Origin of the sequence: Mixta theicola, from assembly GCF_002895925.1 — a bacterium.
GTDB classification, from domain to species: domain Bacteria; phylum Pseudomonadota; class Gammaproteobacteria; order Enterobacterales; family Enterobacteriaceae; genus Mixta; species Mixta theicola.
Window position 1 is genome coordinate 157,327 of the sequence record NZ_NWUO01000007.1, and the last position, 13,972, is coordinate 171,298.

The following is a 13,972-nucleotide window of genomic DNA, read 5'->3' on the forward strand; positions in this document are numbered from 1 at the left end:
AAGGAAGTTTCTTTCGTGCTAACCCATGAGGAAATGCTGTTGTTGGCATTCCTAGTCTCTGTAATGAAGCGCTAACGTCCGGCTGGCCCCTCTTTGGGCCAGTCTTACAGGAGTAACAAGATGGATTTGACTCAGGAGAAATGGCTTCCTGTCGTTCTGCATGATGGAAAGAAAACCCGAATTTCTCTGTCGGAGCTGTTAAACGACAATATTATTGATGTCGCCTGGCCACGGGCTGATTTTCAGGGGGCGTCATGGCAAATGTTGATCGGCGTGCTGCAATGTGCCGTTGCGCCAGAAGAAGAGGATGACTGGAAAGATACCTGGGATGACGGTATTGATGCTGAAGAATGGGCGCTGGGGTTGCAACGTATCTCTTGCGCCTTACGCTTTGGCGCTGAAAAGCCTTCCTTTCTGCAAAGCTTTGAGCCGTTAGAAAGTGAAGCCAGCCCCATTTCCGGGCTATTGATTGATGCGCCTGGCGGTAACACGCTTAAGTTCAACAAAGATCATTTTGTGAAGCGAGGCCGCACAGAACGTATCTGTCCCCACTGTGCGGTAATGGCGCTGTTTGCCATGCAAACCAACTCGCCGGCTGGCGGGGCAGGCTATCGGGTTAGTATGCGCGGTGGCGGGCCGCTAACCACCCTGGCTGTCCCACTGGAAGAAGAAAAATTCCCGCTGTGGAAAAAGCTTTGGCTGAACGTATTGCCGCAGGATGAGGCTTTGACGCCTGTACAGTTCCCCTCGGTTTTCCCCTGGCTTGCGCCGACCAAAACCAGCGAAAAAGCGGGGAACGTGGTGACGCCGGAAAACGCGCATCCGCTTCAGGCTTACTGGGGCATGCCGCGACGTATCGAACTGGATTTTAACCATACCGTAAGCGGCATCTGCGATTTATGTGGCGAACCCCATGAGCAACTGCTGCTGCAAATCCGCGTAAAAAATTATGGTGTTCAGTATGAAGGTTGGCTACACCCACTTTCGCCGTATCGCCAGGCGCTGAAAGATCTCTCCGCGCCCTGGCTGGCGTTAAAAGGCCAACCGGGCGGGTTAAGTTATAAAGACTGGCTGGGCCTGAGCCTGGAGCGTGCCGATAAATTTAATAAAAACCAGCCTGCGAAAGTGGTGCGCGCCGCCAGCAGAAGAATTAATGGCGGAATGTGGTGCTTCGCCTGGGATATGGACAATGCCAAAGCGCGCTGTTGGTATCAGCATCGCATTCCACTTATTCCCGCTGATTCAGATCTCTTGCAGATCGCTGTTTATCACGTGCTGCAGCTGGCGACAGAAACATTGCCTCTGCTAAGAAATGCGCTGAAAAGCGCTAAATTTGAGCATCCTAAAGAGGCGAAGTTTGATTCCAGTATGGTGGATATCGCTTTCTGGCAGGAAACTGAACCCGCTTTCCGCAAACTGCTTGATATTTTAATAGCGGACCCGCCGCGTAAGAATGCGCCTGCGCGCCGGGCGCTGCGCCAGTGGGATAGTGAGCTGCATACCTACGCGCTGCGCGTTTTCGATCGTGATGCGCTAACCGACCCCGATAGCCCAACGGATATTCTGCTGCGACAGATTGAAGCCCGACGCACGCTGGATGGCAGCTATCGTAAGCTCAAAGCGCGCAAAGAAGTCCTGGCGCTGGCAGAAGAAGAAAAGGAGACCAAACGTGCTTAACAATGATACTGCCGCGATGCGAAAAATTACCCACCCTGAGGCGCAAAAAGCGCTGCTTGACTGGTTCGCTATTTTGTCGGAGCGCTATGCAATTTCAGATAAAAAGCAGGTCAATGGCCGCGCCTGGCGCGCTGAGCTTAAACGTATGGAACTACCTTATGGCGTAATGATGTGTGAAGGCTATAACAATCTTCGGCAGCGGCTTAATGAACATATGCCGCTGCGCCCTGTTGATGAAATGGCGCTGGCGTTATTCGTCAGCGTTGCTGCACATATCAAAAGCGATGAACGTGCATTAAGTTTCGCCGCGCAGCTGGGTGAACAGATCACAGGAGCTAAATCGGTGCTTTCTTCCCTGCGCTTTGAACGCCTGCAAAAAGCCAACGATCCTGAAAATTTTTGTCAGCTGCTTATTCGGGCGGTAAAAATTCGCGCGGAGTATGGCGTTAATGTGCTCTCTCTTGCCGACAGTATCTTCCTGTGGATGGAGGAATGGCTACGACGGGAAGAGCATCTGCCTGAAAACAGCAACCCTTTTGCACGTAACCGTATCCGTTGGGCCAGCGAATACCTTTCTACCGCACGCGCTAAATAAACATTTTTAGAAGGATTTAACGATGACCACTTTTATTCAGCTTCACTTACTCACTGCGTATGCGCCCGCTAATCTCAACCGCGATGACGCCGGGCGGCCGAAAACCGCCTTCATGGGCGGCGTAGAGCGTCTGCGCGTATCATCACAAAGCCTGAAGCGCGCCTGGCGTTGTTCGGAAACCTTCGAAGATACAATGGGTGGCTATATCGGTAAACGTACCCGTCGCATCGGCATAGAGTATGTTTATCAGCCGATGACAGACGCAGGCGTTGCGGAAAAAATGGCATCTGCCGCAGCGGAAAAAATTGCCGCTCAGTTTGGCTCGCTTAAAAAAGATAAGAACGCATCATCGGTTGAGAAAAAACTCGAAATTGAACAAATCGTTCATGTCAGCCGCTACGAAATCGATCTGATTAAACAGCTGGTTGACGTTCTGATTGCCGAACAACGTACTCCTGGTGAAGAGGAGGTGAAGTTACTGCGTAAAGAACAGCGTAGCGTAGATATGGCCTTGTTTGGTCGAATGCTGGCTTCCTCGCCGGAGTTTAATGTAGAAGCCGCCTGCCAGGTTTCGCATGCGTTAGGCGTCAGCGCCGTCACCATTGAGGATGACTTTTTCACCGCCGTTGACGATCTGAACAAGAAAGAAGATGCAGGCTCCGCCCATATGGGCGAGCAGGGTTTTGCTTCAGCGCTTTTTTATACCTATATCTGCATCAGCCGCGATTTACTGATAAAAAATCTTGGCGGTGATGAAGAACTGGCGAAACGTGTTATCGCCGCGCTCACAGAAACGGCCTTAACAGTATCGCCGACCGGAAAACAGAACAGCTTTGCTTCCCGTGCTTATGCTTCCTATGCCCTGGCTGAAATTGGCCAACGGCAGCCGCGTTCGCTGGCTGCGGCATTTTTTCAGCCGGTGCGTGAAGCCGATCAGATCCCGGCGGCCATTGTCCGTTTAAAACACCAGCGGGAGAGCTTCGAGCATGCTTACGGAAAATGTACTGATGCGCATCAAGAGCTGAATGTACCGGAAGGTCAGGGAACCCTGGCGGAACTGCTGGCCTTTGTCAGCCAGTAAGGATGAACAATGAAGGAATATCTGGTTTTCCAGCTTTATTCGCCGCTCGCCTCATGGGGCGAAGAGGCGGTTGGCGAAATCCGCCATTCCGCTACGGTGCCTGGTCGATCCGCACTGCTGGGATTACTGGCGGCAGCGATAGGGATAGAGCGTGATGAAGAACAAAAGCTGAACACATTTAATCAACATTATCATCTGGCGGTACATGCGCTGGCGTCGCAGGATCGCTGGCTGCGTGACTACCACACCGTTAGCGCCCCGCGGGAAAATAAAAAGTATCGCTACTACACGCGCCGGGATGAGCTTTGCCTCGCGCCTGAGGAGGTCGGTACCTTGATCTCGCAACGGGAGTATCGCTGTGACGGCTACTGGCATGTAGCGGTGAGCGCAACGCCCGGTGCGCCATATTCACTTACGGCTTTATGTGATGGATTATTGACGCCGCATTTTCCTCTTTATCTGGGACGAAAATCCTGCCCTCTGGCGCTGCCCCTGGCGCCACAATTAATGGACGGTTCGCTGAAAGATGTTTTTATCCGCGCGGCAAAAGAGATAACGCCAGCAGAATTAACCGGCTTTACGTTGAGCGAAGGCCTTTGTTACTGGGATGATCCGCAAGAGGCGAGCCTGAAGTGGCAGCAGAAGCAGCGTAGCAACAGTCAACCACTAAGCCGGCAGCGCTGGCAGTTTGGCAGTTATACCCGTTTTTGCGGGCAGCTGCAGGAGAGGGAATAATGTATCTGTCTCGTATTCAGCTTTTGTTTAACCAGCTTACTCCCGACATGCTGAAAAAATGGGATTCTGCGGCTCCGTACGCCAGCCACCAGTGGCTATGGCAACTTTTTCCCGATCGGGAAACACGTCAGTTCCTGTTCCGTCAGGACGATCGTGGATGTTTTTTTATGTTATCGGCCATACCGCCGTTAGCACAGCATGCTCTGTTCAGGATCGAAACGAAGCCCTTTCAGCCGCAGCTAACCGAAGGCGTTTTGCTTGATTTTCAGCTGCGCGCTAATGCGGTTGTCACGCGTAATAACAAACGTAGTGATGTAATGATGGATGCTAAATATCAGGCGAAGACACAGGGTGTGCCGCAAGAACAATGGTGGGAACTACAGCAGCAGGCGGCCCAAGCCTGGCTTCAAAAGCAGGGCGAAAAACACGGGTTTCGTCTGGTTGAGCCGGAAATCGATGATTTCGCTCTCTGGGCCGGTGATGATGATGGGGAAAATCTGACGCGGGTCACCTGCGTAAAGACTTATCAACAGCACCGTTTTTTACGCAAACCGCATGAGAACCCGGTCGTTTTCAGCAGCGTGGATTTTGAAGGGACGCTTTGCATCACCGAACCCGCCTTATTTGAGCAGGCATTGTTTTCTGGGCTTGGCAAAAGCAAAGCGCTGGGCTGCGGTATGCTAATGATAAAAAGAAAACGCTGATGAGCTGGCTTCCTCTTAATCCGGTTCCATTAAAAAATCGCGTTTCGATGATTTTTCTGCAGTACGGACAGATCGACGTAATCGACGGCGCGTTTGTCTTAATCGACAACACCGGTGTTCGCACACATATTCCTGTGGGATCGGTTGCCTGCATCATGCTGGAGCCTGGAACGCGTGTTTCTCATGCCGCCGTTCGTCTGGCGGCGACGGTAGGAACGTTACTGGTTTGGGTTGGGGAGGCTGGTGTGCGCGTGTATGCTGCCGGCCAGCCCGGTGGCGCGCGTTCAGATAAGCTTCTTTATCAGGCGAAGCTGGCGCTGGATGCGGAGCTACGTCTTAAAGTGGTACGCAAAATGTTTGAGCTGCGCTTTGGCGAACCGGCGCCGACTCGCCGTTCAGTAGAGCAGCTACGCGGCATAGAGGGCAGTCGGGTCAGGGCGACTTATGCCTTGCTGGCGAAGCAATATGGCGTGAAGTGGAATGGACGCCGTTACGATCCGAAAGAGTGGGGTAAAGGCGATACCGTTAATCAGTGTATCAGCGCGGCAACCTCCTGTTTATACGGCGTGACGGAAGCCGCAGTACTGGCGGCGGGATATGCGCCAGCCATTGGTTTTGTTCATACCGGTAAGCCGCTTTCCTTTGTTTATGATATTGCTGATATCATTAAATTCGATACCGTAGTACCAAAAGCTTTTGAAATTGCTCGTCAACAACCTCCTGAACCTGAGAGGGAGGTTCGTCTTGCCTGTCGCGATATTTTCCGCAGCGATAAAACGCTGGCAAAGTTAATCCCTCTTATCGAAGACGTGCTGGCGGCGGGGGAAATTGAGTCGCCAGCTCCTCCTGAAGATGCTCAGCCTGTTGCTATTCCGCTTCCGGTATCGTTGGGGGATGTGGGGCACAGGAGCAGTTAACTATGAGTATGTTAGTTGTTGTGACTGAAAATGTGCCGCCACGTCTGCGCGGCAGGCTGGCTATCTGGTTACTTGAGATTCGTGCGGGCGTTTATGTTGGCAATGTATCGGCGCGTATACGTGAAATGATATGGGAGCAAATTTCTGTATTGGCCGAAGCCGGAAACGTTGTTATGGCCTGGTCGACAAATACTGAATCCGGTTTTGAATTTCAGACGTATGGTGAAAACCGTCGTATTCCGGTAGATCTGGATGGCCTGCGGCTTGTGTCTTTCCTGCCTCAATAAAATCAAGAGGTTATTGATCTTTAAAAACAGAGGAAATTTGGTGGAATTAAATGATTTAAATAAATCCTTTAAATTCAATCATATAATTTTAGAGTGTTCCCCGCGCCAGCGGGGATAAACCGGCGATAAGACCCACTGGATTCTGTTTCTGAAGGTGTTCCCCGCGCCAGCGGGGATAAACCGGGCGGGTATAGCTCATTCAATAAAATTCAGCGGTGTTCCCCGCGCCAGCGGGGATAAACCGGTTCGTATTTCCTGTTCTCTGGCACTGCAAGAGTGTTCCCCGCGCCAGCGGGGATAAACCGCGATCCCCACCATGCCAGATGTAGGCATCGACGTGTTCCCCGCGCCAGCGGGGATAAACCGCACATCCTTAAGATCAAGAAATGAGCGACATTGTGTTCCCCGCGCCAGCGGGGATAAACCGCCAACCACTCATCCGGGCAAAACTGCATTTAAGTGTTCCCCGCGCCAGCGGGGATAAACCGGTCCGTTGAGTTAGCGTTACGGGCAGTCTCACGTGTTCCCCGCGCCAGCGGGGATAAACCGCATTCTCATATGCCCTGTACGCGGGATTCTGAGTGTTCCCCGCGCCAGCGGGGATAAACCGCGACCAGTACACGTCAGCAGAGATGCCCAGCAGTGTTCCCCGCGCCAGCGGGGATAAACCGCACTGAATTTGCCTCCCATGTGAAGGCCACCTGTGTTCCCCGCGCCAGCGGGGATAAACCGAACATAGTCACAATCGGCATACAAAAGCGCGTGTGTTCCCCGCGCCAGCGGGGATAAACCGCTATGCGTGAGCATTGAAGATAAGAGAAAATAGTGTTCCCCGCGCCAGCGGGGATAAACCGTTGTTTCGTTGCGAGGTCAGCACCATAGTGGTGTGTTCCCCGCGCCAGCGGGGATAAACCGGATAATCTGAGGTTTAACCCCAAGGTTATCTAGTGTTCCCCGCGCCAGCGGGGATAAACCGGCATGGTTCCATTGGTTCTTGCTCTTCTTGTTGTGTTCCCCGCGCCAGCGGGGATAAACCGTGATAACTCATATTTAACTCCATTTATTTAATGTGTTCCCCGCGCCAGCGGGGATAAACCGCCGCTTTTATCGTTGTTCCTGATCCCATAAAAGTGTTCCCCGCGCCAGCGGGGATAAACCGGTTCGTTGGGGGTGTAACTCATGAGGTGCTCCGTGTTCCCCGCGCCAGCGGGGATAAACCGGCTCATTAGGGTCCACGCATGGCCTGACCATTGTGTTCCCCGCGCCAGCGGGGATAAACCGAACATCCGTCTAACGCTATTCCCCGTCTTTCGGTGTTCCCCGCGCCAGCGGGGATAAACCGCAATTGGGTCTGGAGTACCTGAGTCGTTGTGGGTGTTCCCCGCGCCAGCGGGGATAAACCGTCACTGTAGTTATAATACTCTATTAAATAAATGTGTTCCCCGCGCCAGCGGGGATAAACCGGCTCACATAATAACGATAACAACACACACGCAGTGTTCCCCGCGCCAGCGGGGATAAACCGATGTTTCGGTTTGCCCACAGCTCGTTCCAGTGGTGTTCCCCGCGCCAGCGGGGATAAACCGTAAGCAAAAAAGTCTCCTGCTGGGGTTGGTGCTGCGTATAAGAAGATTCACGTACGCGGTAAATCCTTAACCTCAACTGCGCACTAACGGAAAAGCCATTTCTTTCCTTAACAAAACCGCGCCAGCCATAAATTATTTTTATCGTTAAAAAGAGGAAAAAGCGCTGCGCCAGGCATCGTAGCTGGAAAACAGCCTTGATAAATAATGTTGCTTTTTTGTAAACGCATTAACAAGTGAAGCAAATCCTGCTATGCTGGCCGACGCGAAACCGGACACCTTACCCTACATAAGCATCCTACAGATCGCCGTGAAAAAAGGTGGCCGGAAAGCCCTATACAATGAGAGCGAGGAGAACGTCGTGCTAGATGAATACCGTAAGCACGTTGCCGAGCGTGCTGCCCAGGGAATTGTTGCTAAACCTTTAGATGCATCCCAAATGGCCGCGCTGGTTGAACTGCTGAAGAACCCTCCTGCGGGTGAAGAAGAATTCCTGTCCGATCTGTTAATTAATCGCGTGCCGCCGGGTGTTGATGAAGCGGCCTATGTCAAAGCCGGTTTCCTGGCTGCTATCGCCAAAGGCGAAACGACCTCTCCTCTGGTAACACCTGAAAAAGCGATCGAACTGCTGGGTACTATGCAGGGCGGCTATAACATTCATCCGCTGATTGACGCGCTGGATGATGAGAAGCTGGCGCCCATCGCGGCGAAAGCGCTGTCCAATACGCTGCTGATGTTCGATAACTTCTACGATGTGGAAGAGAAAGCCAAAGCGGGCAATCCGCACGCGCAACAGGTAATGCAGTCGTGGGCGAACGCCGAGTGGTATCTGAACCGTCCGGCGCTGGCTGAAAAAATTACCGTGACCGTATTTAAAGTGACCGGCGAAACCAACACCGACGATCTCTCTCCGGCACCGGATGCCTGGTCACGTCCTGATATTCCGCTGCATGCGCTGGCTATGCTGAAAAATGCCCGCGAAGGCATCGTTCCGGACGAGCCGGGCAACGTTGGCCCCATCAGACAGATCGAAGCGCTGCAGGCGAAAGGCTTTCCGCTGGCCTACGTTGGTGACGTCGTCGGCACCGGCTCCTCGCGTAAATCCGCCACCAACTCGGTGCTGTGGTTTATGGGCGACGACATCCCGCACGTGCCGAACAAAAAAGGCGGCGGCGTGGTGCTGGGCGGTAAAATCGCGCCGATTTTCTTTAACACCATGGAAGATGCTGGCGCGCTGCCGATCGAAGTGGACGTTAATAACCTGAATATGGGCGATGTGATTGATATTTACCCATACAAAGGCGAAGTGCGTAATCACGAAACCGGCGAGCTGTTGGCTGAGTTCGCACTGAAAACCGACGTGCTGCTGGATGAAGTTCGCGCCGGCGGCCGTATTCCGCTGATTATCGGTCGCGGCCTGACCACCAAAGCGCGTGAAGCGCTGGGTCTGCCGCACAGCGATGTATTCCGTCAGGCGAAAGATGTGGCGCAGAGCACGCGCGGCTTCTCGCTGGCGCAGAAAATGGTAGGTCGCGCCTGCGGCGTGGACGGCATTCGTCCGGGCCAGTACTGCGAACCGAAGATGACCTCTGTGGGCTCTCAGGATACTACCGGTCCGATGACGCGCGATGAGCTGAAAGATCTCGCTTGCCTCGGCTTCTCCGCCGATCTGGTGATGCAGTCTTTCTGCCATACCGCCGCCTATCCGAAGCCGGTTGACGTGCAGACGCACCATACGCTGCCGGACTTTATTATGAACCGTGGCGGCGTGTCGCTGCGTCCGGGCGACGGCATTATCCACAGCTGGCTGAACCGGATGCTGCTGCCGGATACCGTGGGCACCGGCGGCGACTCGCATACCCGTTTCCCGATCGGCATCTCTTTCCCGGCGGGCTCCGGCCTGGTGGCGTTTGCTGCCGCAACTGGCGTAATGCCGCTGGATATGCCGGAATCGGTGCTGGTACGCTTCAAAGGCAAAATGCAGCCGGGCATCACCCTGCGCGATCTGGTACACGCGATCCCGCTGTACGCCATTAATCAGGGCCTGCTGACCGTTGAGAAGAAAGGCAAGAAGAACATCTTCTCTGGCCGCATTCTGGAAATTGAAGGCCTGCCGGAGCTGAAAGTGGAGCAGGCGTTTGAACTGTCCGACGCTTCCGCCGAGCGTTCCGCTGCCGGTTGTACCATCAAGCTGGATAAAGAGCCGATCGTTGAGTATCTCAACTCCAACATCGTGCTGCTGAAGTGGATGATTGCGGAAGGCTACGGCGACCGTCGTACGCTGGAGCGTCGTATTCAGGGCATGGAGAAATGGCTGGCCGATCCGCAGCTGATGGAAGCCGATGCCGATGCGGAATACGCAGCGGTTATCGAAATCGATCTGGCGGAAATCAAGGAGCCGATCCTGTGCGCGCCGAACGATCCGGACGATGCGCGTCTGCTGTCGGACGTACAGAACGAGAAGATCGATGAGGTCTTTATCGGTTCCTGTATGACCAACATTGGTCACTTCCGCGCGGCGGGTAAACTGCTGGACAGCCATAAAGGCCAGTTGCCGACCCGCCTGTGGGTAGCGCCGCCGACCAAGATGGATGCGGCACAGCTGACGGAAGAAGGTTACTACAGCGTATTCGGTAAGAGCGGCGCGCGTATTGAGATCCCAGGCTGCTCGCTGTGCATGGGTAACCAGGCGCGCGTGGCCGATGGCGCAACCGTGGTTTCTACCTCGACGCGTAACTTCCCGAACCGTCTGGGCACCGGCGCGAACGTCTATCTGGCCTCCGCCGAACTGGCCGCAGTCTCTTCACTGCTGGGCCGTCTGCCGACGCCGGATGAGTATCAACAGTTTATGTCTCAGGTTGATAAAACCGCAGTAGATACCTATCGCTATCTGAACTTTGACCAGCTGGAACAGTATACGGACAGAGCGAAAGATGTCATTTTCCAGACTGCAGTCTGAGATAAATAACAGCGATACAGAAGGGCGGAAGTTTCCGCCCACAAACGGCTAACCCACTCAAAGCGTGGAGAGCCCAGGCAGAAGAGTAAAGCGTCCCGCGCCATAGACGGCGCGGACCGAGCTGTCAGGGATGATATTGTTTGCGTCTTTACGATCGGCCAGGGCTCCCCATGCAGACGTGTTGTTAGCAGTTACAGGGCGGAAATTTCCGCCCTTTTTTTACGCCTGCAAAAAGCCAGCGCCACCCTCTGGTTATTTATCTCTGCTTATTGCCTGCTTTTCTCCCTAAAGCGCCGTGCCGGGCGCTGCTTTTCGCGCGTCGGGCTGCGATAATGCGCACAACGTAGTGAATTGAAGCGCAGCAGCATGCGCTAAGGGCAGCAAGATGGAATATGAATTTTTACGCGACGTCACCAACCAGGTAAAAGTGCGCATGAGCATGGGGCATGAGGCGGTAGGCCACTGGTTTAATGAAGAAGTAAAAGGCGATATGGCGCTGCTGGATGAGGTAGAAGCGGCGGCGGCGCAGGTAAAAGGCAGCGAAAGAGAATGGTTGCTCCAGGGTCATGAATACCAGCTTTCGCTGAATGGCGAAGAGGTAATGATCCGCGCCAATCAGCTTGCCTTTGATACCGATGAGCTGGAAGAGGGCATGAGCTATTACGATGAGGAAAGCCTCTCGTTTTGCGGCCTTGAAGATTTTCTGGCGGTGATTGCCGCCTATCGCGCCTTTATGCAGGGACGCTGACGACGTTTAGGCAACCCGCCGTTGCCCGGACGATACCGTTAGCGATATATCGGCGTATATCGCCGATAGGTTATCTTTCCTGACAGGCTATGCTGCCGCTAAGCCGTCATTATGGCGCTTCCCGGAGCGGCTATTCCAGTTATCTGTTTCGATTTTTTCCAGCAGGAATTTGGCTACCCGATGGCTTTCCTGCTGACGCTAATCGTCTGGTTAGCGTCACTCTTTCCTTTTGATGACGTCGGCTGATGCAGAAGAAAAACCATCCGCGCCATTTTTGATTAATTTTAATCATAACCCCATAGTGTAATCTAACCCGCTAATCTGCCGATTAGAGATAAAATTTCCACTTTCTATTAATCCTGCACCGATCACATTTAATCACTGATGATTTTGTATAATCATTTTTCGGGCACGAGGCTGTTTAGCAATCACCAGAGGAAAAGAGAGATGAGATTAAAAAAAACGATCGAGAAGGTGCCGGGCGGGATGATGGTGGTGCCGTTGGTTATCGGCGCGTGTCTGAATACCTTTTTCCCGCAGGCGCTGGAAATCGGCGGCTTCACTACCGCCCTGTTTAAAAATGGCGCGGCAGCGCTAATTGGCGCTTTTCTGCTGTGTATGGGCGCGGGCATCAGTTTTCAGGCTGCGCCGCGCGCGCTGCTGCAGGGCGGCACTATTACGCTGACCAAGCTGGTTATCGCCGTGGCAATGGGGCTGGGGGTGGAATACCTGTTTGGCGCAGGCGGTATCTGGGGGCTGAGCGGGGTAGCGATTATCTCCGCCATGAGCAATTCCAACGGCGGGCTTTATGCCGCGCTGGTGGGAGAGTTCGGCAATGAACGCGATGTCGGCGCGATCTCAGTGCTGTCGCTGAATGATGGGCCGTTTTTTACCATGATCGCGCTGGGCGCGGCCGGAATGGCGACGATCCCGCTAATGGCGCTGGTCGCCATCCTGGTGCCGCTGGTGGTGGGAATGCTGTTGGGCAATATTGATGCCGAAATGCGCGACTTCCTGACCAAAGGCGGGCCGCTGCTGATTCCGTTTTTCGCCTTTGCTCTGGGCGCGGGGATTAACCTCGAAATGTTACTGCAAGGCGGCGTGGCAGGCATTCTGTTAGGCGTGCTAACCACGCTGGTCGGCGGCTTTTTTAATATTCGCGCCGATCGTCTGGTTGGCGGGTCCGGCATCGCCGGAGCGGCGGCCTCCAGCACCGCCGGTAATGCGGTTGCCACCCCGCTGGCGATAGCGCAGGCCGATCCCTCGCTGGCGGAGGTGGCCGCCGCCGCCGCTCCGCTGATCGCTGCTTCTGTGATCACCACGGCTATCCTGACTCCGCTGTTGACCTCGTGGGTGGCGAAGCGTAACGGCCGATTACAGGCAGCCAGCAAGGAGAGCGTATGAAAATGATTGTGATTGCTGATGACTTCACCGGAGCCAATGATACCGGCGTTCAGCTGGCGAAAAAGGGCGCACGCACCGAAGTGATGCTGACGAACCGGCAAAAGCCCTCCCGGCGCGCCGACGTGCTGGTGATCAATACGGAAAGCCGGGCCAGCGACGCCAGCGAGGCGGCCCGCGCGGTCGCCGATGCGTTGGCACCCTGGCGTCAGCCGGACGATCTGCTGATGGTATATAAAAAAATCGACTCCACCTTTCGCGGCAACGTAGGCGCGGAAATTGAAGCCGCGCTGCGCGCCAGCGGAAAAGCTCTGGCGCTGATAGCGGCGGCGATTCCCGGAGCCGGACGCACCACTCTGGAGGGTGAATGCCTGGTGCATCAGGTACCGCTGGCGCAGACCGAGTTCGCCAGCGATCCGCGTACGCCAATCGTTTCTTCCCGCATCAAAACCATTCTTGAACAGCAAAGCAGGCTGCCGGTTTTTGAGATCGCGCTGGCGCAGATCCGCGCAGGCAATCTGAAAAGCCTGCTCGCTGAATACGCCCGACAGGCTCCGGCGATGATAGTGGCCGACGCGGTTACCGATCATGACCTGTCGTTGATTGCCGCTGCGGCGCTGGCACAGCCGAAAACGCCACTGCTGGTGGGCGCAGCAGGCCTGGCGAGCGCGCTGCCTTCCTCGGTTTATCTGACGGCACGTCGGGCGCTGCCGGTTCTGGTTATCGCCGGTTCGATGAGCGAGGTCACGCGCGGGCAGGTTGCGCTGGCGCTCAGCAGCCAGCGGGCCGGGGCCGTGGATATTGACGTCGGGCAACTGCTGGGCAGCGAGACGGAGGCTTACTGCCGCCAGCTTGTTCAGCAGGCCTGCGCCGTAATCGATCGGCAACAACACTGCATTTTACGCACCAGCCGTAGCGAAGCGGATCGCCATCAGATCGACCTGCTTTGTCAACGTACGCAGCTCAGCCGCGCGGCGCTGGGAGAGCGGCTCAGCCAGCAGCTGGGCGCGCTGACGCTGATGATTATCGAACAGGCCAGTATCGGCGGTCTGTTCCTGACGGGTGGTGATATGGCCACTGCGGTCGCTCGTGCGCTGGGTGCGGAAGGGTATCGCATCCGGCAGGAGGTTGCGCCCTGCATTCCGTGTGGCGCGTTTATCAATAGTGAAATTGATGATTTGCCGGTAATTACCAAAGCCGGCGGATTTGGCTCGGAGAGTACGCTCTGTGACGCGCTCTCATTTATTGAGGAGATGTACAGTGACCACTAAAACCATTGCGGTAA

12 protein-coding genes and 1 CRISPR repeat array are annotated in these 13,972 nt (G+C 54.7%); all 12 genes read left to right on the top strand.

Going from position 1 to position 13,972, the window contains the following annotated elements; translation table 11 throughout:
• Window positions 1-120 precede the first annotated feature (120 nt).
• The 12 genes from casA to dtnK all read left to right on the top strand — a co-directional run bounded on the left by casA (window position 121) and on the right by dtnK (window position 13,958).
• Window positions 121-1,677, top strand: coding sequence for a type I-E CRISPR-associated protein Cse1/CasA (gene casA / locus COO59_RS11340; protein WP_103059898.1), 1,557 nt, complete (start codon window positions 121-123; stop codon window positions 1,675-1,677).
• Entirely contained in the window at window positions 1,670-2,272 is a 603-nt protein-coding gene (gene casB, locus COO59_RS11345) for a type I-E CRISPR-associated protein Cse2/CasB (RefSeq protein WP_103059899.1), read from the top strand. Before casA ends, casB begins: the two co-directional genes overlap by 8 nt.
• A 22-nt stretch (window positions 2,273-2,294) precedes the next feature.
• The gene (gene cas7e, locus COO59_RS11350; protein ID WP_103059900.1) at window positions 2,295-3,353 is read left to right on the top strand and encodes a type I-E CRISPR-associated protein Cas7/Cse4/CasC; all 1,059 of its coding nucleotides are present in this window, start codon (window positions 2,295-2,297) and stop codon (window positions 3,351-3,353) included.
• 9 nt (window positions 3,354-3,362) lie between these two features.
• Window positions 3,363-4,088: a type I-E CRISPR-associated protein Cas5/CasD gene (gene cas5e, locus COO59_RS11355; RefSeq protein WP_103059901.1), complete on the top strand. Its 726-nt coding sequence runs from the start codon at window positions 3,363-3,365 to the stop codon at window positions 4,086-4,088.
• Entirely contained in the window at window positions 4,088-4,792 is a 705-nt protein-coding gene (gene cas6e / locus COO59_RS11360) for a type I-E CRISPR-associated protein Cas6/Cse3/CasE (protein WP_103059902.1), read from the top strand. The genes cas5e and cas6e overlap by 1 nt, the downstream gene beginning before the upstream one ends.
• Window positions 4,792-5,709 carry a type I-E CRISPR-associated endonuclease Cas1e gene (cas1e, locus tag COO59_RS11365; protein WP_103059903.1) on the top strand — a complete coding sequence of 306 codons (918 nt, stop codon included), beginning with the start codon at window positions 4,792-4,794 and terminating at the stop codon, window positions 5,707-5,709. The genes cas6e and cas1e overlap by 1 nt, the downstream gene beginning before the upstream one ends.
• A 2-nt stretch (window positions 5,710-5,711) precedes the next feature.
• Window positions 5,712-5,996 (top strand): type I-E CRISPR-associated endoribonuclease Cas2e, encoded by a 285-nt coding sequence (gene cas2e / locus COO59_RS11370; protein ID WP_103059904.1) that lies wholly within the window; start codon window positions 5,712-5,714, stop codon window positions 5,994-5,996.
• A gap of 93 nt (window positions 5,997-6,089) precedes the next feature.
• Window positions 6,090-7,582: direct repeats of the CRISPR family, unit length 29 nt; unit sequence GTGTTCCCCGCGCCAGCGGGGATAAACCG.
• Window positions 7,583-7,940: 358 nt separating this feature from the next.
• On the top strand, window positions 7,941-10,538 hold the full coding sequence (gene acnB / locus COO59_RS11375) for a bifunctional aconitate hydratase 2/2-methylisocitrate dehydratase (protein ID WP_103059992.1): 2,598 nt from the start codon (window positions 7,941-7,943) through the stop codon (window positions 10,536-10,538).
• Window positions 10,539-10,923: 385 nt separating this feature from the next.
• Entirely contained in the window at window positions 10,924-11,286 is a 363-nt protein-coding gene (yacL, locus tag COO59_RS11380; protein ID WP_103059905.1) for a protein YacL, read from the top strand.
• A 111-nt stretch (window positions 11,287-11,397) separates the two neighbouring features.
• Window positions 11,398-11,532, top strand: a complete 135-nt coding sequence (locus COO59_RS21490) for a hypothetical protein (RefSeq protein WP_276308268.1) — start codon at window positions 11,398-11,400, stop codon at window positions 11,530-11,532.
• Window positions 11,533-11,733: 201 nt separating this feature from the next.
• Entirely contained in the window at window positions 11,734-12,690 is a 957-nt protein-coding gene (locus tag COO59_RS11385; protein ID WP_103059906.1) for a 2-keto-3-deoxygluconate permease 1, read from the top strand.
• On the top strand, window positions 12,687-13,958 hold the full coding sequence (dtnK, locus tag COO59_RS11390; RefSeq protein WP_103059907.1) for a D-threonate kinase: 1,272 nt from the start codon (window positions 12,687-12,689) through the stop codon (window positions 13,956-13,958). Before COO59_RS11385 ends, dtnK begins: the two co-directional genes overlap by 4 nt.
• Window positions 13,959-13,972: the final 14 nt, after the last annotated feature.